The organism is Micromonospora sp. NPDC002575, assembly GCF_042889525.1.
Taxonomy (GTDB): Bacteria; Actinomycetota; Actinomycetes; order Mycobacteriales; family Micromonosporaceae; genus Micromonospora; species Micromonospora carbonacea.
In genome coordinates, this window is record NZ_JBIARA010000003.1 from 69200 (window position 1) to 91468 (window position 22269).

Below are 22269 nucleotides of genomic sequence, written 5' to 3' on the forward strand. Positions count from 1 at the left end.
TCCCGCTCCCTTTGCTCTGCACCCACGGACGCATCCCCCGCCTGACCAGTAGTTTCGCGGCGCCGTCGGGCGGCGAGCGGAACCGGCCGGTTGCGTTGAGTGAACCGCTGCGTATGTGGGTGCAGAGCAAAGGGCGGCGTGGGGGTGGCGGGGTCGGGCGGCGAGGTTGCTGTGTGTAACGCGTTGACGCGGCCGGGTGCGGTCGCGCGGGACGCGCGGGACGGTATGGACGGTGCCGGACGGTATGGACGGCGCGGGGCCCGCCGGGAATCCGGCGGGCCCCTGCGCTCGCGCGTCGCTCGTCGCGGATCGCGGGTGGATTGGGGTGCTCAGGCGTTCAGGATCACCGCGCTGAGGATCATGCCGAGCACGGCGCCGGCCACGCTGGCGGCGGCGGCGTACCAGCCGAGCGGCTTGTCGCCGAGGACCGCGCCGACCACGCCGAGGATCACGCCGAGCAGGCCGAAGATCACCGGCGACACGAAGACCGCGAGGGCGGCGAAGACGAAGGCGACGATGGTGCAGATCCGGGCGGCGTTGGTGCGCGGGCGGGTGGTGGCGTGGGTGTCGGCCATGACGTCCTCCGTGGTGAGCCTCGTTCTACCGTCGACCGGATCACTACCCACCGGTGCCGAGAACTACGCATCCCGGTCGGTCAGGGGAAGACCGGTCAGTGGAAGACCTTGAGGCCGACCACCCCGGCGACGACCAGCAGCAGGCAGACGATGCGGGGCAGGCTCGCCGACTCGTGCAGCGCCAGCATGCCGACCAGCGCGGTGCCGACCGCGCCGATGCCCACCCAGACCGCGTAGCCGGTGCCGACGGGGATCTCGCGCAGCGCGTACGCCAGCCCGGCCATGCTGAGCACGAGGGCCACCCCGAAGACGAGGGACGGCACGAGCCGGCTGAAGCCGGCGCTGCGGTCGAGGGCGACCGCCCACGCGGTCTCGAGAAGTCCGGAGATCACCAACACGATCCAGGCCATGCCGCAACACCTCTGCTTCGGTGCCCGGGCCTGCGGTGCCGGGGCGAGTGTGGTCGGTTGTCACAGGTGCGGCGTCTTGGCCTGACCGGGTACGCCCACCACTCGTCCGGGGCGGCCCTGGGGCCGCCGCGACCGACGTTAGCACCGGCCGGGGCGACGGCGGGGGTGAGCCGGGCCACCGCCGGTTGACGTGAAGCGACGCCCTGCTCGCCGCGTACGCCGGCCGCCTGGTGGCCCCGCCCCGGGCCGCCGTTGCGGGCCGCCGTCCGCCCGCCCGGTACCCTCGGATGGTGTCTGCCACCGCCCCCTCCCCGCAATCCGCCGGCCGCCGCGTCGCCCTGCTGACCCTCGGCTGCGCCCGCAACGAGGTCGACTCGGAGGAGCTGGCCGCCCGGCTGCACGCCGACGGCTGGCAGGTCACCACCGACGGCGAGGGGGCCGACGTGGTGGTCGTCAACACCTGCGGCTTCGTGGAGAAGGCCAAGCAGGACTCGATCCAGACGCTGCTCGCCGCCGCCGACACCGGCGCGAAGGTGGTCGCGGCCGGCTGCATGGCCGAGCGGTACGGCCGCGAGCTGGCCGAGAGCCTGCCCGAGGCGCAGGCGGTGCTGAGCTTCGACGACTACCCGGACATCGCCGCCCGGCTCGACGCCGTCGTCGCCGGGGAGGCGCTCGACGCGCACACCCCGCGCGACCGCCGGGAGCTGCTGCCGCTGACCCCGGTCGCCCGGCGCGACAGCGCCGTCTCGCTGCCCGGCCACGGCACCGCCCGGGCCGCCGTGGCCACCGACGAGCACACCCCGGCCCACCTGCGGCAGGTGCTGCGGCGTCGGCTCGACACCGGCCCGGTCGCGTCGCTCAAGCTGGCCAGTGGTTGCGACCGCCGCTGCGCGTTCTGCGCCATCCCCGCCTTCCGCGGCGCGTTCGTCTCGCGTACGCCCGACGAGCTGCTCGCCGAGGCGGAGTGGCTGGCCAGGACGGGCGTGCGGGAGCTGGTGCTGGTCAGCGAGAACTCCACGTCGTACGGCAAGGACCTGGGCGACCCCCGGGCGCTGGAGAAGCTGCTGCCGCAGCTCGCCGCGATCGACGGGATCGTCCGGGTCCGGGCGAGCTACCTCCAGCCCGCCGAGACCCGCCCCGGCCTGGTCGAGGCGATCGCCACCACACCGGGCGTCGCGCCCTACTTCGACCTGTCGTTCCAGCACTCCAGCGAGCCGGTGCTGCGCCGGATGCGCCGCTTCGGCTCCACCGACCGGTTCCTGGAGCTGCTGGCCGCCGCCCGCGCCCTGGCCCCGGAGGCCGGCGCGCGGAGCAACTTCATCGTCGGCTTCCCCGGCGAGACCCGGGGCGACGTCGACGAGCTGGTCCGGTTCCTCAGCGCGGCCCGGCTCGACGCGATCGGCATGTTCGACTACAGCGACGAGGACGGCACCGAGGCCGCCGGCCTGCCCGGCAAGGTCTCCGCCGCGACGATCAAGCGCCGGTACGACCGGCTCAGCGCCCTCGCCGACGAGCTGTGCTCGCAGCGGGCCGAGGAACGGCTCGGCTCGACGGTCGAGGTGCTGGTCGACTCGGTCGACGACGGCGTGGTCGAGGGCCGGGCGGCGCACCAGGCCCCCGAGGTCGACGGCTCCACCACCCTGGTCGCCCCGGCCGACGGCGGGGTGGACCTGGCGGCGCTGCGCCCCGGCGACCTCGTGCGGGCCACGGTGACCGCCACCGAAGGGGTGGACCTGGTCGCCGTACCGGATGAGATGATCTCGGCTGCGCCCGGCGCGGCACGGTGACGGCGGGCCCTGAGAAGGCGGGGGAGCCACGTGGTGCGGTGCCAGGTTCGCCGCGGCGGCCCGAGCGGGGCACGCCGGTGACGCCGACGGCGGAGTCGACGCAGCCGCCGGTGGTCGCCCGGGTGCCGGTGCTCAACGCGGCCAACGGGCTGACCCTGCTGCGGCTGGTGCTGGTGCCGGTCTTCGCGGCCTCGGTGGTCGCCTCCGGCACGACCCACGCCGGGTGGCGGATCGCGGCCTGCCTGATCTTCGCCGTCGCCTCGGTCACCGACCTGGTGGACGGCTGGATCGCCCGCCGCTTCGGCCTGGTCACCTCGGTCGGCAAGGTGGCCGACCCGATCGCCGACAAGGCGCTCACCGGCGCGGCCCTGCTGCTGCTGTCCTGGTACGACCTGCTGCCCTGGTGGGTGACCGGCGTCATCCTGGCCCGGGAGCTGGGCATCACGGCGCTGCGGTTCTGGGTGATCCGGCACGGCGTCATCGCGGCCAGCCGGGGCGGCAAGATCAAGACGGCGCTCCAGATCCTGGCCATCACCTGGTACCTGTGGCCGATGCCGGCCGGGCTCGCCGCCGTCGGCCCGTGGCTGATGGCCGCCGCGGTCGGCGTCACGGTGGTCACCGGCTTCGACTACGTGGCCCAGGCGCTGCGCCTGCGCCGCCCCGCGCGCGAGGATGCGTAGGCCGGCGCGGGGGTGCGTAGACCGGCCGGCTCGGGGAAAGGGACGTTTCCATGGGAACTGACGCGAACGGCCACCGGCCGGCAGGCAGCCCGGCGGCCGGCGTGGTGCACCGCCTCGCCGAGCGGCACGAGACGCTGGCCACCGTCGAGTCGCTCACCGGCGGCCTGCTCTCCGCCTCGGTGGTGGAGATCGCCGGGGTCAGCGGCGTCTACCGGGGCGGCCTGGTCGTCTACGCCACCGAGCTGAAGTCGGCGCTGGCGGGCGTACCGGAGGAGTTGCTGGCCGAGCGCGGCCCGGTGGACCCGGACGTGGCCCGCGCCCTGGCCGAGGGCGGCCGGCGGCGCTGCGGAGCGGACTGGGGGCTGGCCACCACCGGCGTGGCCGGGCCGCAGCCGCAGGACGGCAAGCCGGTCGGGCTGGTCTACGTCGCGGTCGCCGGGCCGGCCGGCGTCGAGGTCCGCCGGCTCGACCTCGACGGGGGCCGGGACCACATCCGGACCGCCGCGGTGATCGAGGCGTTGCGGCTGCTCGCCGAGCGGATCGACGCGGCCGTGCCCGGCCCCGGGGCGGGCGTGTCGCGCTCCGGCGACGGCGACGCCGCGCCCGCCGCGGCGGCCCGCCGCTGAGCCCCGCGGCCAGAAGGACGGGCGGGGTGGGATGTCACCGGGGCCCGCAGCGGGTACGGTTGCGGGAAGGTTCCGACGCGCGGCGTCGACGCCGGGGCGGCCCGCCGCGCCGGCACGGCGTCGGTGAAGAGGGTGAGACCCGTCAGGGGAGGTGCGATGGTCCTGCTACGCCGGGTGATCGGTGACGCACTGCGGGCGCGCCGGCAGGGGCAGCACCGCACCCTGCGCGAGGTCTCCTCGGCGGCCAACGTCAGCCTGGGCTACCTGTCCGAGATCGAGCGCGGCCAGAAGGAGCCCTCCAGCGAACTGCTGGCCGCCATCTGCGACGCCCTCGGCGCCCGCCTCTCCGAGCTGCTGCGCGAGGTCAGCGACACGGTGGCGCTCGCCGAGCAGCTTCCCGGGGTGCTGGTGCCGGTGCAGGACGAGCCGGCCGAGCCGGTCGAGTCCCCGGTGGCCCGCGCCTCGGTGCGCAAGTCGACCGGCCGGGGGGTCCGGCAGGTCACCTCCGGCGGCCCGGTGGCCGTGGCGGTGCACCAGGACTCGCCGCTGAAGGCGACCCTGCGCACCCGGGTGCGCCCTGCCGAGCGCGACCGCGACGTCGTCTGCGCCGCCTGATCCCACCCGCCTCCCGCAGGTCGCCCGAGGACGTGGCCGGGCTTTCCCGCGCCGCGTACTGTTGATCAGACGGTGGCGTGCCGCCGGTGACGCACGGATGCCGGGCTGGCGCCCGGCTGGGACGATGGGGGTCACCGCCGCACGACCGCCGGCCGGACCGCCCGGCCTGGCCCGGGCGGCGCGACTCTACTGAGGGGATACCGCGGAGATGGCGAACCCGTTCGTCAAGGGCTGGAAATACCTGATGGCGCTCTTCGGTGCCCGGATCGACGAACACGCCGACCCCAAGGTGCAGATCCAGCAGGCGATCGAGGAGGCGCAGCGCCAGCACCAGGCGCTGGTGCAGCAGGCGGCGGCGGTGATCGGCAACCAGCGGCAGCTGGAGATGAAGCTGTCCCGCCAGATGACCGAGGTCGAGCGGCTCCAGGGCAACGCCCGGCAGGCCCTGGTCCTCGCCGACCAGGCCCGGGCCCGGGGCGACGAGGCGGAGGCCGGGAAGTACGAGCAGACCGCCCAGGTGCTCGCCACCCAGCTCGTCTCCGCCGAGCAGGCCACCGAGGACCTGAAGACCCTGCACGACCAGGCGCTCGGCGCCGCCGCGCAGGCCCGCCGGGCGGTGGAGAACAACTCGATGATCCTCCAGCAGAAGCTGGCCGAGCGCACCAAGCTGCTCAGCCAGCTCGAACAGGCCAAGATGCAGGAGAGCGTGGCCCAGTCGCTGGAGTCGATGTCGTCGCTCACCGCCTCCGGCAGCACCCCGTCGCTGGACGCGGTGCGGGACCGCATCGAGCAGCGCTACGCCACCGCGATGGGCCGCGCCGAACTGGCCGGCAACTCCGTCGAGGGCCGGATGCTGGAGATCCAGAAGGCGTCCCTGGACTCGGCCGGCTCGTCCCGGCTGGAGCAGATCCGGGCCAGCATGGCCGGCGAGCAGCTCGCCGGCCGGCAGGACCGCCCGGCCGTGGGGCAGCAGGGGCAGGCCGCACCCGCCGCGCCGGCCGTCGACCCGGCCGCCGCGGCCCGGCTCGACCAGCTCCGGGCCAGCATGGGCCAGGACCGCGGCACCGGGGACACCAGCGCCGCCGGTTGAGCGGCACCAGCGCCGCCGGCCGGGCGGCCCCGGCACCGCCCGACCCGGCGGCCGGAACGAGGAGGCACGGGTGGCAGACGAGCGAGCACGATACTTCCGCCAGCTCCGCAGGCTGCGGCGGTCCGCCCGCCGGTGGAGCGTGCTGGGCGGCGGGCTGACCGGGGCGGCGGCGGTGCTGACCCCGTACGCCGGGCTGGGTCTGCCCGACGCGGCGTGGGCCGGCGCGGCCGGCAGCGCGGTGGCCCTGGCCGTCTGGCGGTGGATCGACCTGCGGGCCCTCGCGGCGAGGCCCGCGCCCCCGGCCCTCGACCCGGCCGAGGCCGCCGCCCGGTCCCGGGCCCGGCTCGTCGCCGCCGTGGAGCGGCTTCCCGCCGGGCAGGGGGTGGTGGCGGAGGTGCGCCGCGCCCGGTCCCGGCTGGCCCTGCGCGGCACCAGCGTGGCGCAGCCGTGGGCCCGGCTGGACCGGGCCGCGCTCACCCTCGGCGGGATGGCCGGCCGGCTGACCGGCCTGGCCGAGCCGGCGGTGTCCGAGGCCGCCGCCGCCGACCGGTCGCTGCGCGAGCTGGCCGGGCGGGTGGCCAGCGTCGAGCGGGCCCTGCGGCTCGCCCCCGCCGACGCCCGTGCCCCCCTCGCCGAGGCCCACCGCGAGCTGTCCGCCCAGCTGGAGAGCGGGGTGGCAGCGTACGAGCGGCTGGTGGTGGCCGCCGCCGGCTACCTCGCCGAGGACGCCCGCTCCGACGCCGGTCACCTCGGCGGCCGGGCCGCCAGCGAGCAGGCCGCCGCGTCCCGGCTCGCCGAGGCGACGGACCTGCTGCACGGCGTGGCGTCGGCGCTGGCCGAGCTGCGCACCGTCGGCGAGCCCCTGCGCACCGTCGGCGACCCGCTGCGCGCCCCCACCCACTGAGCCGCCTCAGTCGGGGGTGGTCACGGCGACCGCCGGGGTGAACGGGGAGCTGCCGACGACGTTGCCGGCCCGCACCCGGTAGTGGTAGGTCACGCCCCGGGCCAGGCCGGTGTTGACGAACGCCCGCCCGTGCACCGTGAACGCGGCGACCTCCCGCTCGAACGCCGGGTCGACCGCCCGCTGCACCAGGAACCCGGCCCCCGGGCCGCCCGGCGGGTCCGCCGCCCAGGTCAGGGTCACCGTGGCGGTGTCCGGGCCGGGGGCGCTCGCGACGGCGGTCAGCCCGGTCGGCGGGGCCGGCCGGGGCGGGCTGGTGACGGTGGCGACCGTCGACCACGGCGACGCGACCCCCTGGTACGTGGTGCGCACCCGGTAGTAGTAGGTGGTCTCCGGGGCGACGACGGCGTCGACGTGCTGTTCCTGCACCCCGATGGCCGTGGTGGCGGGGCCGCTGGTGAACGTCGGGTTGGTGGCCCGCTGCACGTCGACGCCGGTGGCGAAGGAGCGGTTCGCCCAGCGCAGCGCGACCCGTAGCGGCGCCGCCGGTGGGATCGCCGCGGCCAGCCCGGTGGGCGCGGCGAGGCGCACCGCCGCCGGCACCCCGTTGGACCAGGCGGAGCAGCTCACCTCGTTCTCCGCCCGGATCCGATAGTGGTAGGTGACGCCGGGGGTGACCGTCGAGTCGGTGTAGCGGGTTGCGGCGGCGGCCACGGTGATCGCGGTGACCCCCTCGGTGAACGCGACGTCGGTGGCCCGCTGGAGCAGGTGGCTGCTGGCCGGGGGACGCCCGCCGTTGCCGGTCCAGGTCAGCGCGATCGCCGGCAGCACGGTCGCCGAGCCGGGCACCGGCGTGGCGGTCAGCCCGGTCGGGGCGAGCGGGGCGACCCGCAGCACCAGCGGGCGGCTCATGCCCTGGTCGCGGTGGCCGGCGAGCTGGCTGTGCCAGCGGTACTCCCACCCCATGTTGACCAGTTGGTTGACCACCGCCGCCGGCCGCCCGTCGACGGGACTGACCGCCGTCGAGCCGATCCGGGCGCCGGCCGGGCGGGTCGGGTCGAGCAGCCGTACGCTGTCGCCGATCTTGAACGGCAGGGCGGGGGCGACCGGCCGCAGCGCCACGATCACGTCCTCGCGGGGGTTGACCCGCACCGTCTCCTTCCAGCCCAGCTCGTTCGGCGCGGGCGGGCGGATCGTCCCGTCCCAGCCGACCCGGTTGACCACCTGCACGTCGCAGCCGCCGACGTGTACGGGGTGGGTCTGCGGGGTGTTGCCGACGATCCGCCAGAGCTGGGTGCCGTCGGCGGGCGCGCCGACCGGCACCGTCGGGTCGGCGATCACCAGCGTCTCGGTGGCCGGGTCGACCGGCCCGAGCGGCAGGGTGGCCGGGCCCAGCGGCCCGGCGTGCGGGTGGGCCACCCCGAGCCGGCCGGCGACCCGCCCGTACGCCGGGTCGAAGACGTGCTGCACCGCCTTCACCGTCAGCGGCAGCGTCACCGGCGCGGGGGAGCCGACCGGGGTGAAGCTGACCGCGATGGCGTGCGCCGGCACCACCGTCTGCCGGGCCGTCCGGGTGCCGAACGCGGGGTCGTACGCCGGCTGGGGCACGATCGGCGGGCGCTGGCTGGCCGCGTACGCGGCGGGCAGCCGCCCGGCCAGCCGGTCGAGGTCGTACGGCTCGGCCGGGTCGCCGGCCACCCGGAACTGGAGCAGGGTGCGGGTGTTCGGCCCGTACCCGGGCAGGGTGCCGGGGCCGCCGCCGACGGCGGTGCGGTCCGGGCCGCCCGTGTGGTGGTCGTTGCGGGGGTCGAAGCGGGGCAGCGGGGCCGGGCAGTCGTTGTAGAGGATCAGGGTGGCCCCGGACGGGACGGCCGAGAAGTCGACCACCACGTCGGCCCGCTCCCCGGGGGCGAGCAGCAGGGTGTGCCCGTCCACGTTGAGCACCGTCGGGTCCTGCCGGTCGTACCGGTAGCCGACCGGCCGGTTCGGCAGCACCGCCGGGGCCGGCAGCAGGCCGCACTCGTTGCCGACCTGGATCATCGCCGGCCCGGCGGCGGCCGGGTCGGGCACCCCGCCGTCGCGCCCGTCGACGGGCCAGTGCGGCGGGCGGCCGGGCGCGCGGGCGGCCTCCACCATCGGCACCTCGCCCGCGTCGGCGTCGAGCAGCCCGCCGTCCGCGTCCCACATCGGCCCGTCGGAGCGGGCCCGGTAGAGCTGGAGGTTGAGGGAGCGGTCCGCGCAGGCGTTGAGGATCCGGAACCGGTACGCCTTCGGCGCGACAATCAGGTACGGGTACGCGACGCCGTTGACCAACGGCGTGTCCCCGTACGCCTCGGGCACCGCCGACGGGTGCGGCACGCCCGGGGCCAGCGGCGGCTCGTCGGGGGCGGCGACGGGATCGTGGTGCGGGTTCGGCACGGGCCCGCCCGTGGCCCCCGGCGCGGTCGCCTGCTGCGCGTCGTCGGGTCCCGGCCGGCCCGGCGGCGCGTCGGCCGGCGGGGCGGGCCGGGTCCACGGGCCGTAGTCCCAGCGGCCGGTCGGGTTCGTCCCCGACGGGCGGGACGGGTGCTGCCGGGGCTGGTAGACGTGCGGGTGCCAGAGGCTGCCCCGGGCCCCCCAGCGGTCCCGGTCCCACGTCGGGTCCTGGCCGGCGAGCTGCGTGTCGTCGGGCACGAACGTGCGGTCGGTGACCACCAGCGGAAGCTGCTCGGCGGGCAGCACCCCGTCGGCGACGAGGCCCTCCTCGGCCTCGTCGGTGAGCAGGTAGACGGCGAGCTGCCCGGAGCAGACGGTGAGCCGGGACAGGCCGAGGGTGTTGTCGTGCAGCCACATGAGCCGGCCGCTCTGCTCGTTGGGGTAGTAGAGCGTGGTCGCCCCCGGGCCGGGCGGCGGCATGTCCGGCACGTGGGTCAACCCCACCCCCGTCGGGTACGGGGTGATCTCCCCGGCCGGCGTCACCCACTGCCACGGGTTGCCGGCGCTGATCCAGCCGGTCTGCCCGCCGTACAGGTGCGGCACCGCCCGGTTCTGCGGGTAGGGCGCCGGCCCGTCCAGCGGGCCCGCCCCGGCCCCGTCGAGCGTCGCGTCGACGGGCAGGAACAGCTCCCCGGCCCGGCCGGTGGGCAACTGGTTGATGAACTTGATCCGCACCGGCCGGCCGCGCCGGGCCACGATCACCGGCCCGCACAGGTACGGCCGGTCGGGCGGGGCCACCGTGTTGTGCCCGTTGCCGTCGGTGCCGAGGTTGAGCTGCCGGTAGCCGCGCAGCCGGGTGGCGGGCAGGTCGCGGTGCAGGCGCTGCGCGTACTCCTGGAGGCCGATCTCGTAGTAGTCGCAGCCCGGCCACGTGATGGTGTCCGGCACGGCGACCGGCAGCCACCCGCCCAGCTCGGTGCGGCCCCCCTCGCCGGGCCGGGGCAGCGCGTCGACGAACTTGCGCAGGCCCGTGCCGGGGACGACCCCGCCGCGTTCGTCCGGCGCGGGGACGGGCACCGGCAGCGGGCTGGCGGCGAAGTTGGGCACCGGGCCGAAGCAGCGTGGGACGGCCGCCGGGTCGAGGCTGGCCGGCGCCACCTCCCCGGCTTTGGCCACGTCGGGCCCGGTCGCCTCGGCGGTCCGGGCCGCCGGCACGGTCGGCCCCGGCTCCGCGCCGGTACGCGCGGGCCGGTCGACGAAGTTGGAGCGCAGTCTGCGGAACAGCACGATGGCTCTCCCCGGATCGATCATGGCGTGGCGACCGCCACCCCCTCGGGACGGCCGCGCCCGCCCGTTGACTGTCGGTGAGCACTCAACCGCAGCATGCGACGTCGGAGGGGTGGTGCGGAACTACCCAATCGTCCCTATCTGCTCCACGTCCCGGCCGCTGAGACGGCGTGTCGCCGCAGGTCAGGGTGTCGGCGCGGGCTGGCAGGCCCCTGTCCCCGGCCCGGCCCCTGTCCCCGGTTGGCAGACCGGGCACCAGTAGGTGACCCGCTCGCCCAGCTCCTCCTTGCGGATCGCGGTGCCGCAACGGCGGCACGGCTGGGCGCGCCGGCCGTACACGTAGCTCGTCTCGCCCCGGCGCAACGACCCGGTGGTGCTCTGCGTCCACCGCCCCCGGTTGGCCGCCAGCAGCCGCTGGGCGAGCGCGACCGTGCCGGCCAGGTCGGGCACCGCGCCGACCGGCGTCCACGGCGACAGCCCGCGCAGGAACAGCACCTCGCACTTGTAGAGGTTGCCCACCCCGGCCAGGTTGCGCTGGTCGAGCAGCGCCTCGCCGATCGTCGCCTCCGGCGCGGCGGCGAGCCGGCGGACCGCCTCGGCCGGGTCCCAGTCCGCGCCGAGCAGGTCCGGCCCGAGGTGGCCGACGAGGGCGTCCTCCTCGGCGGTCGGCACCAGCGCCAGCTCGTGCAGGTGGTAGCCCACGGCCACCGCGCCGGGGGCGCGCAGCACCACCCGGATCAGGTGCGCGGGCCGGCCGGTCCAGCGTTCCCCCGGCGCGTACGCCCGCCACGCCCCGTCCATCCGCAGGTGCGAGTGCAGCGTCCAGGCGGTGACCCCGCCCGTCCGGCGCGCCGTCGACCGCCCGGCGGGGCCGGCATCCGGGTCGACCGGCGCGGGCGCGGCGAGCCGCAGCAGCAGGTGCTTGCCCCGGCTCGCCGACTCGCGCACCGTCCAGCCGGCCAGGTCGGTGCCCGCCAGCCGGGGCACCCGGAAGTCGGACGCGGTCAGCCGGGCACCGTCGAGCGCCCGCCCCAGCACGCGGGCGGTGTTCCAGACGGTGTCGCCTTCGGGCATGCCGCCATTGTCCCCGCCAGGGCGGTGTCCACCCGGGCCGGGGCGGTGTGGGCCCCCCGAGGGTCAGGGGCGCTCCTCCGGGCGGGCCGGGCGCACCATGTCCTGGTAGCGGGGGTGGCTGGCGCCGTAGACGGCGAAGTTCAGCCGGGCGAGGGTCAGGCTCAGGTCGCCGTTGGGGCCGCCCCGGACCACGTCGGCGTCGGCGTCACTCTGACCGTCGTCGGTCCAGAAGCAGACCGGGCACGTGCCGCCCCCGGTCAGCGAGGCGCAACAGGGACATGCCGAAGGAACCCACTGAACACCCACCGGGAGAGCATTCCACAACCGACGATCCGGCATCACTCCGACGGTGGGCCGATTTCACGTTCCGGCCACGTCCTCCTCGGCGGTGACGCCTCAGCCCTCCGCGGCGGTGACGCCTCAGCCCTCCTCGGCGGTGACGGTCACCAGGTCGCCTGGTGCGACGCGCAGCACGTCGGCGGCCCGGCCGCCGTTGACGGCGGCGGCGACCAGGCCGGCCGAGTCGACGTACACGACCAGCGCGCCGGGCGGGGCGTCGCCGAACGTACGCCCGTGCGTCGCCGCCCGACCGGCCACCCGCAGCCGGGCCGGCAGCGGGGCGAGCCGCCCGCCCGGCGCGGCGAGCTGCACGTTGCCGAAGTGGTCCACGGTCAGCACCTCGGCGGCGAACCCGCCCGGCTCGGCCCGCAGCACCGGCTCGGGCAGCCGGACCAGGCCCGTCGGGTCGACCGCCGGCCCCGCGTCGGCCAGCGGCGCGCCCGACGCCAGCCGGGCGGCCACCGGGGCGAAGACGTCCCGGCCGTGGAAGGTGCGGGAGACCTCGGGTGCCAGCCACTGCGGGTTGGTCAGCTCCACGGCGGCCGTCACCCCGCCGAGCGCGGCGGCGGCGTCGGGCAGCAGCCCGTTGTCCGGCCCGACCAGCGTCCCGCCCGGCGTGGCCAGGGCCACCCCGCGCCGCGCGGTGCCCACCCCCGGGTCGACCACCGCGACGTGCACCCCCACCGGCAGGTACGGCACCGTCTGGGCGAGCACGGCCGCGCCCCGCCGCACGTCGGCCGGCGGGACGAGGTGGGTCACGTCGATCACCCGGGCGGCCGGGGCGATCCTCGCGATCACCCCGTGGCAGGCGGCCACGAACCCGTCGGTCAGGCCGTAGTCGGTGGTCAACGAGATCCACGCCATCGGCGTCCTCCTACGTGCTCGCTCGTGCTTGGTGCTCGTGCTTCGGCTCGCTCGTGCTCGTGCTCTCGCCTGCCTGCCCGGTTGCCTGCCTGCCCGGTTGCCTGCGGGCCCGGTCGCTTGCTGGCTGGTTGCTTGCTTGCCTGCTTGACGGCGCGGGGCGGCACGGCTGCCGGCTCGACGCTAGCCTCCCGAGGCATGACGCGCGTGCTGCTGGTGCCCGGCCGCAACGATCCTCGGCCCGAGCACTGGCAGGAGTGGCTGGCCCGGCGCGATCCCGCGCGCCGGATGGTCCGGCATGCCACCCCCGGGCGGTACGTGGCCGACGAGCGGGTGGCCGCCCTAGCCGCCGCCCTCGACGGGGTCACCGCGCCGACGGTGCTGGTGGCGCACAGCGCCGGCTGCCTCACCGTGGCCCTGTGGGCGGCGTCCTGCGGGCCCGGCCCGGTGCGGGGCGCGCTGCTGGTCACCCCGCCCGACATCGCCGAGCCGTGGACGGACGGGACGTCGGTGTTGCCGGCCCTGCCCGACGACCGGCTGCCGTTCCCGTCGATCCTGGCGGCCAGCCGCACCGACCCGGTGATGACGTACGACCGGGCGGCGCACTGGGCCCGGCGGTGGGGATCCGAACTGGTCGACCTCGGCGACGCGGGGCACCTGACGACGACCGACGGCTACGGCCCGTGGCCCAAGGCGGAGACCCTGATCGCCCGCCTGAGCACCGACTGACCGAGACCCAGTGACATCACTCCCACGTGCGCGGGAGCAGGAAGAAAATCCTCACGTCACCCGTGAAAAGCACGGATCACCCCCGCGTGCGCGGGGAGCAGGTCGGGGCTGGCGGGCTGCTGGTCCTGGTCGTGGGATCACCCCCGCGTGCACGGGGAACAGGGCGACGGGCAGGCCGTGGCATGTTAGGCGGCGGGATCACCCCGCGTGCGCGGGGAACAGGCCTACTCTCCAACGGGAAGTGGTGGCAGAAGCGGGATCACCCCGCGTGCGCGGGGAACAGGCTTCCTGAACTGGGGTGCTAAAGATCAATTATCTTGTTTTCCTTCACTTTGCGCCGCATGCTCATCTCCTGCGAGGTCTGGCTTTCGCGGCATGCAGGGCAGGATCAGGCTAATGGACATGTCGATGTTCGGAGAAGTGCGGCACCCGCCCTCAGGCCGTAGGCAGCAGGATCGCCGCCACGAGATGGATGAGTCGCTGCCGACAGGCGAGGGCTGCATAGATCTTGGAAGATTTCGGCCCCTCTAGGGGCCGAAATCTTCCAAGATCTCCCAGTGTCGGCGTCGGGCGGCTTCAGGGAGCCGCCGTGAATGGGGTAGGTGTGCAAGGTCGTGCTCGATCCATGAAAGTGTGGCCACCTGGCCGGCAGCGAGGGGACTCTTTCCCTGATCGAGCACGAGCGACCTCACAGGACGAGCAGCTGCACTCGATTGGCATCGCGAAGAGCGGCCGTCGCAATCCGGACTGGAGCGGAGTGATCAGCGTGGATTGTCATCGGCGCGTCTGCTCCATGAGGATCTGCCGTGATCCGCACTGCCGGTGCAGTGGCCGGACGGTGCTTGCGTCGTCGGCGCTCTTGGCATTGCCCGGGACGGGGTCCGTCGTTCTGGCGCATCATCCAGCCGAATGCTCACTGTTACTGCCCGGCAACTGCTTCGGTGTACCGTCCGAGGTGGCGGCGCAACCCCTGGTGGCGGTCGGCCGTCGCCCGGCGCTTCACCTGGGAAGGAGCCCCACCCATGGATACTCTTGGTCGTCGGATCGCCGAGATCCGCGGTCGGCGTGGGATGTCGCAGCGGGAGTTGGCGCAGGCGGCCAGCGTAAGCGTCGACCTGGTGTCCAAGCTGGAGCAGGGGCAGCGCCGGTCGGCGCGGCTGGACACCGTGGCGGCGCTGGCCCAGGCTCTCGACGTGACCCTGGCCGAGCTGCTCGGCAAGCCTCGTGGCCTGGGCGCGAAGGCCGAGGACGGGGAGATCGGGGCGATCCGACGGTCAGTCCTGGGCCTGCGTCCCGACCGGCAGGACCCGCCCGCGCGGGCCGACCTGGCCGTGGTGATCGACGACCTCTGGGCGGCCTACTGGTCCGGCCGCTACGCGCACCTGGCCCGGCAGCTTCCCGACCGCATCGACCAGGCCCGCGCGCTCACCCGCGACGGCCGCCCCGCCGACCACGCGCTGCTTGCCAGCGTCTTGCAACTCGCCGGGAGCTTGCTCGCTCACCTGGCGCAGGAGGATCTCGCGCACCTGGCGTTGGCAGATGCGTGCCGGGCGGCCGAAGCCAGCGGCGATCACCTACTCTTCGCAGCCCAGCAGGCCACCCGGTCCTGGGTGCTGTCTCGTCAGGGGCTGTGGTCCGAGGCGGAGTACGTCGCGGTCACGGCAGCCGCCGCCGTCGAGCCGACGCTTTCCCGATCCTCCGTCGACCAAGTGGCGCTCTGGGGCGAGTTGCTGCGATACGGAACCACGGCCGTGGCCCGGTCAGGTCGGCAGGCCGAGGCTAACGAACTGCTCGGCCTCGTCGGCGCTGCCGCATCCCGCATGGGGCACGATCAGTCCACCCGTTACGTCGGCCGCGCCTTCGGGCCGACCGTGGCGAAGATGAAGGCTGTGGACGTGGCAATTGCGGGCGGCCAAGCGCGCCGCGCTATTCGTCTCGCCGAGCAGGTCGAAAGCCCAGCGGCGGCTCCTACCGCGATGCACAGCCGGTACCTGCTCAACGTGGCCTGGGCGCAGATGGCCGACTGGCGCAGCCAGGACGCGGTGGACACCCTGCGGCAGGTCGAGGCGCTCACGCCCGAGATGCTGCTTCACCAGACGATCGCCCACACGATCGTCGCCGAGCTGCTTCCGCGCCGATCCCGTCAGCGGCTTCCCGGCCTGGTGGGGCTGGCCGACCGGATGGGCGTCGACAGGTAGGCCGCCCTGTGCCGATCCGCCTGGCCCGGTTGCTGTCCAACTAGGACGTCCTGTCCTGCTTGACCCTCACTCGATGCGAATAGGTCCGTCACGTGGCGTGATTGAGTGATCTCCTTGTCGTGATCCTCGCTCTGATGGTCACGCCCGTTGGCCGGGCGCGGCGGTTGCTCCTTTCAAGAGCGCCGCTGCCGCGTCCCCTTCGGAAGGATGCCGAGTGGGCGACAGTACGCAGGGTGGGTCGGCGCAGAGTTGTGGCGAGCGGATGGAGGAGGTGGAGCGGGAGGCGGTCCGGCAGCGCATTCTCGCCTAGGCCGAGGCGGAGCGGATACCGGTGGAGGAGACGACCCGGGCGGTGCCGGATCGGCGGTGGCGTCGTGGCCGGTGACGAGCTGCCGGCGGGTCGCCGGGTGGCACAGTGGCGGGTCCGGCGTGGACTGACGCAGCAGATGCTGGCCGATCGGCTGGGCAGGTCGAAGAGTTGGGTGGACAAGGTTGAACGGGGCGTCCGCGCCTTGGACAAGGTGTCCACCTTCCGGGACATCGCCGTGGTCCTGCGCGTCGACGCTTCGGTGCTGCTGGGCCGTGACGTGCAGCCGGCCGAGGCGACCGAGCGTGTGGAGGGCGTCGAGCGGATCCGGGCGGCCCTGTCGACGTACGACATCGCTCTTGGCACGCCGGCGGCCCGCAGCGTCGCGTTGCCGGCGGACCGGTTGGCCCAGGATGTCACGCATGCGTGGATCACGTTCCAGCATGCCCGGTATCCGCAGGTGGTCGCGCTGGTGCCGGGTCTGCTGTCGGCGGCGCAACGCGCTCACGCGGACGTCCCGGACCTGGGGCGGGCGGCGCTGGTAGAGGCGTACCGGGTGACCACGTCGCTGCTGGTGAAGCTCGGCGAGGGCGAGTTGGGCTGGCTGGCCGCCGACCGGGCGGTGGCCGCCTCAGCCGGCGATCCGGTGCTGGTGGCCGCCGCCTGCGTGCAGCTCGGCCAGGCGCTGCGGGCCTCGGGGCGGGCACGGTCGGCGAGGTCGGTGACCCTGGCCGCCGCGTACCGGATCGCCCCGCCCGACCCCGACGACGGCATCCCGGCGGAGCTGTCGTTGTGCGGGACGCTGCTCGTGCAGGCCGCCCTCGCGGCGGCCCGCGACGGAGACCACCGGTCGGCGGCCGACCTGCTCGACGAGGCCGGCGACCTGGCGGCGCGGGTGGGCGACGGCCACGACCACCACCGGACGGCGTTCGGGCCCACCGTGGTCGACCTGGCCCGCGCCGCCGCAGCCGTCGAGCTGGGCGCGGCCCGCGACGCGGTCGCCTGGCACGAGAAGGCGGTCAGGCGGAACGCCTGGCGGTGGCTGCCGCCCGAGCACCGCGCCGCGCACCTGCTCGATGCCGCGCGGGCGTACCTGCGCACCGACGACCCGCGCGGAGCCGGCCGGGTGCTGCTCGACGCCGAACGCACCGCCCCGGCCGAACTGCGCCACCGCCCCGCCGCCCGGCAGGTGGTCGCCCAGGCGACCCGTGATCCGCAGGCCCCGGCCACCCTCGTCCAGCTCGCGCTCAGCCTCGGTGTCACCTGACCGGTGCATTCCTTGTGTGCTGTCGATCTAGCCGGCGCCGAGCCCGACGGGCGGCGTCCAACTGAACAACGGCCCCGTGGCGAGGCTCCCCGCCATCGCCGCCACCAGGTAGATCAGCACCACGCCCGCAGGGGACCAGGCGAAGTGGCGGGCCCAGTACGCGTCACGGGCGAGCCGAGCCAGCAGCGCCCCCGCGATCGGCAGCGCCAGGTTGAGCACCATCGCCGTGGTCAGAAGGGTTTCCGTGGTCGCGCCGAACGCCCGCGCCGCCGCATGGGTCGGCACATAGGGCGAGGACACCCGTCGCACCAACCCGACGACGAACAGGAACGGCACGCCGTAGAGCCAGGCGAAGAAGAGCACGCCGAGCCCGACGCGCCTCATCGGGCGGCCTGCCAGAATCCGCCGGCCACCACGGCGAGCCCGACGGTGATCGACACCGACAGGGTGCCGGCGAGGATCGGGGAGGGGACCCGGCGCGCGAGCGGCGCGGTGATCGCCAGCGTGGTGAGCAGCATGGCTGCGAGAACCGGCGCGCCGAGCACCGCCGCCACCACGAACTCCTCCTGTGGCTTCAGGCAGGCGAACGCGGCCGAGCAGTCCCGGTTCGGGTTCGCCGGCACGCCTGCGCGTCCGACGAAGACCGCGGCGATCACGGTGGCGTACCAGCCGAGCGCGACGAGGAGGCTCGACCCGAACGAGCCCCGACGCGGTGGGTCCACATCATCCATGGCCATGAAACTGCCACGCCCCCGGCACCCGGCTCATCCGCTCGCGTACTCATTCCCGACGGCTTCCCGGCGGGTGCATTTCCCGCATCTTGACACGGGTCCAAAATGGGTCGATCGGGCCGTGCGGAGGGGCGATCATTGCGGGTGCCTCGCGGCCGGCTGGGCGCGACCGACTTCACGTGGGGGACCGGTGCTCGCTCCGCTGCGCCATCGCGCGTTCCGCTGGCTGGCCGCCGGCCGCATGGTCAACATGCTGGGCAACGGCGTCGCGCCCATCGCCCTGGCCTTCGCCGTGCTCGACCTGACCGGCTCGGTGCGTGACCTGGGCCTGGTGGTCGGCGCGAGATCGCTGATGACCGTGCTGTTCGTGCTCTTCGGCGGCGTGGTGGCCGACCGGATTCCGCGCCGGCTGGTGCTGGTCGGCTCCAACGCGCTGGGCGCGCTGACGCAGGCGGCGGTGGCCGCCGTCGTGCTCACCGGCACGGCGACGATCCCGCTGCTGCTGGCGCTCGGCGCGGCCAACGGCGTCGTGAGCGCCCTGTCGCAGCCCGCGTCGGCCGCCGCGACGCCGCAGACCGTGCCGCCCGACCTGCTTCAGCAGGCCAACGCGCTGATCCGGCTCGGCATCAACGCGGGCATGATCGGCGGCGCGGCGGCGGGGGGCCTTCTCGTGGCCGCCGTCGGGCCCGGCTGGGGGCTCGCCGTCGACGCGGCCACCTTCGCCGTCGCGGCCGTGGCCTTCACCGGCGTCCGGGTCGCCGCCCCGAAGGCCAGGAGCAGCCGTACGGGTGTCGTCGCCGACCTGCGGGTGGGCTGGGCGGAGTTCACCGCGCGTACGTGGGTGTGGGCGGTGGTGCTCGGCTTCATGGTCCTCAACGCGTGCCTGGCCGGCGGCGTGAACGTGCTCGGCCCGGCCGTCGCCGACTCGACGATCGGCCGCAGTGGCTGGGGCGTGGTGCTGGCCGCGCAGACCGTCGGGATGGTGCTGGGCGGGCTGATCGCCCTGCGGATCCGGGTGCGCCGCCTGCTGCTGCTCGGCGTGGCCTGCATGTTCGCCGAGTCGCTCCTGCTGCTGGGGCTGGCCCTGGCGCCCACCATCCTCGTGCTGGTGGCCGCCGCGTTGGCCGTCGGCGTCGCCGTCGAACAGTTCACGGTGGCCTGGGACACGTCGATCGCCCAGCACGTCCCGGCCGACCGGCTGGCCCGCGTCTACTCGTACGACATGTTGGGGTCCTGGATCGCCATGCCGCTCGGCCAGGTGGCGGTCGGGCCGCTCGCCGCGACGATCGGGGCCCGCGACACGCTGCTGGCCCTCGCCGGGCTGGTGGTCCTCGCAGTCGGGGGGATGCTGGCCAGCCGGGACGTGCGGCGGCTGCGGGCGGTGCCACCCGGCCGGGCCGCCGACGAGCCGCGTGCTGCCGACGATGCGCGTGCCGCTGACGAGCCGCGTGCCACCGACGAAGCCCGCGCTGCCGACGAAGCCCGCGCTGCCGGCGGGGCGCGTGCCGCCGAGGAGCCGCCCGCCGCCGACGGACCGCCGGCTGACCCGGCGCGGGGAGAGGCGAAGGGCGGCACCGCCGACGCGGCCACGGTCGCCTGATGCGGCAGGTCCCGCTCTGCTCCCGGCCGTAGCCGGCTGGCCCGATAATCCGGTGGATGCCGGGGACGGGGTCGCCCTACCGTGCCGGGCGTGCCCATTCACGCCGACGAGATCCGCGCCACCGCCGAGCAGGTGCGTCGCCTGGTGGCGGCCCAGTGTCCCCGCTGGGCCGACCTTCGCGTGACGCCCCTGCCCGACGAGGTGGAGGGCACCGACCACGTCCTCTTCCGGATCGGCGACGAACTCGTCGCCCGGATGCCCAAGATCGCCTGGGCGGTCGGCCAGGCCGAGTCCGACGCGCGGTGGCTGCCCGCGCTCGCCCCCCACCTGCCCGCGCGGGTTCCCGTGCCGGTGTACGTCGGAGAGCCGGGCGCGGGGTTCCCCTGGCCGTGGACCGTGGTGCCGTGGTTCGCGGGACGCACGCCGCCCCGGCTCGGCTGCGACGACGTGTCCCTGGCCCGCGACCTGGCGGACTTCGTGCGGGCTTTGCACAGAGTGGACCCGGCCGGGGGCCCGGCCAAGCCGCCCGGTTCCCGTGGGGCCGCCCTGCGCCACGCCGACGACGCCGTCCGGCGGGTGCTGCCCCGGCTCGCCGCGCACGACGACGGCTTCGACGTGCGCGCGGCCCAGGCGGCGTGGGAGGTCTGCCTGGCCGCACCCGAGTGGGACCCCGAGCCGGTGTGGATCCACGGCGACCTGCAACCGGGCAACCTGGTCACCGACGGCGGCCGGCTGGTCGCGGCCATCGACTTCGGCGCGCTCGGCGTCGGCGATCCGGCCCCGGACGTGGCTCCGGCGCTGTGGACGTTCACCGGCGCGGCCCGGGAAACCTACCGGGAGGCGATCGGGTACGACGATGCCACCTGGCGGCGCGCCTGCGGCTGGGCGCTCGCGCCCTCCCTGACCGGCATCGACTACTACCGGCACACCTTCCCGCGCATGGCCGAACACGGCCGCCGAACGGTCCGCACGGTTATCGCCGAACTGACCTGACCCACCTCCCACCCCCCGGCCCCCGGCCCTCTGCGCCGCCCGCCTCGCCCCGCCTCGCCCCGCCTCGCCCCGCCTCGCCCCGTCTCGCCTCGGTGATCAAGAGGTTTGCGTCATCGGTGAGATCAACTTTGACGCTTTTCTCTTGATCACCGGGGCGGGGCGGGGGCGGAGCGGGGGCGGGGGGCGGCGGAGTGGGGCAGGGGCGGGGTTAGGGGGTGGCGGGGCCGAACCAGGTGGGTAGTGCGTCGCGTAGGTCCTGCTGGTCGTCGCCGACCCACGCCACGTGGCCGTCGGGCCGCAGCAGCACGGCGGGCACGTCCAGTTCCTCGCTGCCGCCGACGACGTGGTCGACCCGATCGGCCCAGCCCGTCACCGACAGCCGGCCGGTCCGGTCGAGCAGCAGCCCCCGGCCGGCGCGCGTCAGCTCGTAGAGGCGTCCGCGCCCGAGCCGGATGTCGCGCAGCCGACGGCCGAGCAGTTCGTGGCCCGCGCCGAAGTCGTACCGGATGCTGATGGCGATGATCTTCTCGGTCAGGTGCCGGCTCACGTCCTCGAAGTCCATCAGCTCCGCCAGCAGCCGGCGCACGGCCTGTGGCCCCGGCTCGGTGGACATCAGCTCCATCTGGGCGCGGGTGTTGTCCAGCACATCGGCGGCGACGGGACGCCGTTCGGTCTCGTAGCTGTCCAGCAGCCCCGGCGGCGCCCAGCCGTCGACCTGGGCGGCCAGCTTCCAGCCGAGGTTGAACGCGTCCTGGATGCCGAGGTTGAGCCCCTGCCCGCCGGTCGGCGGGTGGACGTGCGCCGCGTCGCCGGCCAGCAGCACCCGGCCGACCCGGTAGCGCTCGGCCAGCCGGGTGGAGTCGCCGAAGCGGGACAGCCAGCGCGGCGAGTGCACGCCGAAGTCGGTGCCGGCGTACGCCCGCAGTTGCCGCTTCACCTCGTCGAGGGTCGGCGGGACCCGGCGGTCCTCGGCCACCCCCTCGGCGGGCACGACGACGCGGTACACGCCGTCGCCGAGGGGCATCGCGCCGAAGCGCAGCTGGGTCTTGCGAACCTCGGCGCCCACGGCGGCGAGGGTCTCGGGCGACGCGGTCAGCCGCATCTCGCCCAGCAGCGTGTCGACCCTGCTGGGTTCGCCGGGGAAGCCGACGCCGAGCAGCTTGCGTACGGTGCTGCGCCCGCCGTCGCAGCCGACGAGGTAGCGGGAGCGCAGCCGGGTGCCGTCGGCCAGTTCGGCGGTCACGCCGTGGTCGTCCTGGCTGAGCCCGACCAGTTCGCCGCCGCGCCGCATCTCGACGCCGAGTTCGGCGGCGCGCTCGGCCAGCAGGCGGTCGGTGGTGGTCTGCGGGATGCCGAGCACGTACGCGTGCGCGCTGTCCAGCCCGGTCGGCGGCGGCTTGGGGATGGCGGCGAAGAAGCCGCCCACCGGGTGCACCTGCCCGAGGGCGAGGAACCGTTCCAGCAGGCCGCGCTGGTCCATGATCTCGATGCTGCGCGCGTGCAGCCCGAGCGCGCGTACGACCGGGGTCGGCTCCGCCTCCTTCTCCAGCAGCAGCGTACGCACGCCGTGCAGTCGCAGCTCGCCGGCCAGCATCAGGCCGGTCGGTCCGCCCCCGACCACGATCACGTCGAACATGATCATCCCCCAAATGTAGACGAGCCCATCCATGCTGCGCGGATCGCCGATATGCGCAGCTACGGGGCCCGGCGGACGATTCTGCGGCACCACCCGGGTCTTGCCGCAAGCCCCCGGGTGCGGTATATGTTGAGAGTGGCAGGGAGTC

General features: G+C 75.1%; 20 protein-coding genes and 1 riboswitch. Of the genes, 11 read left to right on the forward strand and 9 right to left on the reverse strand.

Features of this window, described 5'->3' with window-relative positions; translation table 11 throughout:
* Positions 1 to 329: 329 nt before the first annotated feature.
* Together ACFYWL_RS05925 and ACFYWL_RS05930 are read right to left on the reverse strand one after the other, a co-directional pair.
* A complete protein-coding gene (locus ACFYWL_RS05925; protein ID WP_043962438.1) occupies positions 330 to 575 on the reverse strand; it encodes a hypothetical protein in 246 nt (81 codons plus the stop codon).
* A gap of 95 nt (positions 576 to 670) precedes the next feature.
* Entirely contained in the window at positions 671 to 985 is a 315-nt protein-coding gene (locus ACFYWL_RS05930; RefSeq protein WP_386967958.1) for a DMT family transporter, read from the reverse strand.
* Positions 986 to 1050: 65 nt separating this feature from the next.
* Positions 1051 to 1115, reverse strand: a riboswitch (guanidine-III (ykkC-III) riboswitch).
* 157 nt (positions 1116 to 1272) lie between these two features.
* Between ACFYWL_RS05930 and rimO the strand changes: the two genes are divergently transcribed.
* From rimO to ACFYWL_RS05960, 6 genes are all read left to right on the forward strand, one after another.
* Positions 1273 to 2772 carry a 30S ribosomal protein S12 methylthiotransferase RimO gene (gene rimO, locus ACFYWL_RS05935; protein WP_386967960.1) on the forward strand — a complete coding sequence of 500 codons (1500 nt, stop codon included), beginning with the start codon at positions 1273 to 1275 and terminating at the stop codon, positions 2770 to 2772.
* Between the two features lie 77 nt (positions 2773 to 2849).
* Positions 2850 to 3452: a CDP-diacylglycerol--glycerol-3-phosphate 3-phosphatidyltransferase gene (pgsA, locus tag ACFYWL_RS05940; protein ID WP_386968752.1), complete on the forward strand. Its 603-nt coding sequence runs from the start codon at positions 2850 to 2852 to the stop codon at positions 3450 to 3452.
* A 50-nt stretch (positions 3453 to 3502) separates the two neighbouring features.
* Positions 3503 to 4078, forward strand: coding sequence for a CinA family protein (locus tag ACFYWL_RS05945; protein ID WP_386967963.1), 576 nt, complete (start codon positions 3503 to 3505; stop codon positions 4076 to 4078).
* A 156-nt stretch (positions 4079 to 4234) separates the two neighbouring features.
* Positions 4235 to 4693, forward strand: a complete 459-nt coding sequence (locus tag ACFYWL_RS05950; RefSeq protein WP_043962444.1) for a helix-turn-helix domain-containing protein — start codon at positions 4235 to 4237, stop codon at positions 4691 to 4693.
* A 208-nt stretch (positions 4694 to 4901) separates the two neighbouring features.
* The gene (locus ACFYWL_RS05955; protein WP_386967966.1) at positions 4902 to 5783 is read left to right on the forward strand and encodes a PspA/IM30 family protein; all 882 of its coding nucleotides are present in this window, start codon (positions 4902 to 4904) and stop codon (positions 5781 to 5783) included.
* A gap of 70 nt (positions 5784 to 5853) precedes the next feature.
* On the forward strand, positions 5854 to 6687 hold the full coding sequence (locus ACFYWL_RS05960; RefSeq protein WP_386967969.1) for a hypothetical protein: 834 nt from the start codon (positions 5854 to 5856) through the stop codon (positions 6685 to 6687).
* Between the two features lie 6 nt (positions 6688 to 6693).
* On the opposite strand, the gene ACFYWL_RS05965 is transcribed toward ACFYWL_RS05960, so the two are convergent.
* The 4 genes from ACFYWL_RS05965 to ACFYWL_RS05980 form a co-directional block, all read right to left on the reverse strand.
* The gene (locus tag ACFYWL_RS05965) at positions 6694 to 10410 is read right to left on the reverse strand and encodes a multicopper oxidase domain-containing protein (RefSeq protein WP_386967971.1); all 3717 of its coding nucleotides are present in this window, start codon (positions 10408 to 10410) and stop codon (positions 6694 to 6696) included.
* Positions 10411 to 10569: 159 nt separating this feature from the next.
* Positions 10570 to 11460, reverse strand: a complete 891-nt coding sequence (locus ACFYWL_RS05970) for a zinc finger domain-containing protein (protein ID WP_386967973.1) — start codon at positions 11458 to 11460, stop codon at positions 10570 to 10572.
* A gap of 63 nt (positions 11461 to 11523) precedes the next feature.
* Positions 11524 to 11766, reverse strand: a complete 243-nt coding sequence (locus ACFYWL_RS05975) for a CPCC family cysteine-rich protein (RefSeq protein WP_091277528.1) — start codon at positions 11764 to 11766, stop codon at positions 11524 to 11526.
* 114 nt (positions 11767 to 11880) lie between these two features.
* Positions 11881 to 12663, reverse strand: coding sequence for an S-adenosyl-l-methionine hydroxide adenosyltransferase family protein (locus ACFYWL_RS05980; protein WP_386967976.1), 783 nt, complete (start codon positions 12661 to 12663; stop codon positions 11881 to 11883).
* 195 nt (positions 12664 to 12858) lie between these two features.
* Between ACFYWL_RS05980 and ACFYWL_RS05985 the strand changes: the two genes are divergently transcribed.
* The 3 genes from ACFYWL_RS05985 to ACFYWL_RS05995 all read left to right on the forward strand — a co-directional run bounded on the left by ACFYWL_RS05985 (position 12859) and on the right by ACFYWL_RS05995 (position 17161).
* On the forward strand, positions 12859 to 13389 hold the full coding sequence (locus ACFYWL_RS05985; RefSeq protein WP_386967978.1) for an RBBP9/YdeN family alpha/beta hydrolase: 531 nt from the start codon (positions 12859 to 12861) through the stop codon (positions 13387 to 13389).
* A gap of 1022 nt (positions 13390 to 14411) precedes the next feature.
* The gene (locus ACFYWL_RS05990; protein ID WP_386967980.1) at positions 14412 to 15587 is read left to right on the forward strand and encodes a helix-turn-helix domain-containing protein; all 1176 of its coding nucleotides are present in this window, start codon (positions 14412 to 14414) and stop codon (positions 15585 to 15587) included.
* Positions 15588 to 15961: 374 nt separating this feature from the next.
* Positions 15962 to 17161 carry a helix-turn-helix domain-containing protein gene (locus tag ACFYWL_RS05995; protein ID WP_386967983.1) on the forward strand — a complete coding sequence of 400 codons (1200 nt, stop codon included), beginning with the start codon at positions 15962 to 15964 and terminating at the stop codon, positions 17159 to 17161.
* A 27-nt stretch (positions 17162 to 17188) separates the two neighbouring features.
* Here the strand turns inward: ACFYWL_RS05995 and ACFYWL_RS06000 are convergent, their stop codons facing one another.
* Positions 17189 to 17545, reverse strand: coding sequence for a hypothetical protein (locus ACFYWL_RS06000; RefSeq protein WP_386967986.1), 357 nt, complete (start codon positions 17543 to 17545; stop codon positions 17189 to 17191).
* Positions 17542 to 17892 (reverse strand): hypothetical protein, encoded by a 351-nt coding sequence (locus tag ACFYWL_RS06005; RefSeq protein ID WP_386967989.1) that lies wholly within the window; start codon positions 17890 to 17892, stop codon positions 17542 to 17544. Before ACFYWL_RS06005 ends, ACFYWL_RS06000 begins: the two co-directional genes overlap by 4 nt.
* A gap of 190 nt (positions 17893 to 18082) precedes the next feature.
* Between ACFYWL_RS06005 and ACFYWL_RS06010 the strand changes: the two genes are divergently transcribed.
* Both ACFYWL_RS06010 and ACFYWL_RS06015 read left to right on the forward strand, forming a co-directional pair.
* On the forward strand, positions 18083 to 19492 hold the full coding sequence (locus ACFYWL_RS06010; protein WP_386967992.1) for an MFS transporter: 1410 nt from the start codon (positions 18083 to 18085) through the stop codon (positions 19490 to 19492).
* A gap of 90 nt (positions 19493 to 19582) precedes the next feature.
* Positions 19583 to 20485 carry an aminoglycoside phosphotransferase family protein gene (locus ACFYWL_RS06015; RefSeq protein ID WP_386967995.1) on the forward strand — a complete coding sequence of 301 codons (903 nt, stop codon included), beginning with the start codon at positions 19583 to 19585 and terminating at the stop codon, positions 20483 to 20485.
* A gap of 208 nt (positions 20486 to 20693) precedes the next feature.
* On the opposite strand, the gene rox is transcribed toward ACFYWL_RS06015, so the two are convergent.
* Positions 20694 to 22121, reverse strand: a complete 1428-nt coding sequence (rox, locus tag ACFYWL_RS06020; RefSeq protein WP_386968755.1) for a rifampin monooxygenase — start codon at positions 22119 to 22121, stop codon at positions 20694 to 20696.
* Positions 22122 to 22269: the final 148 nt, after the last annotated feature.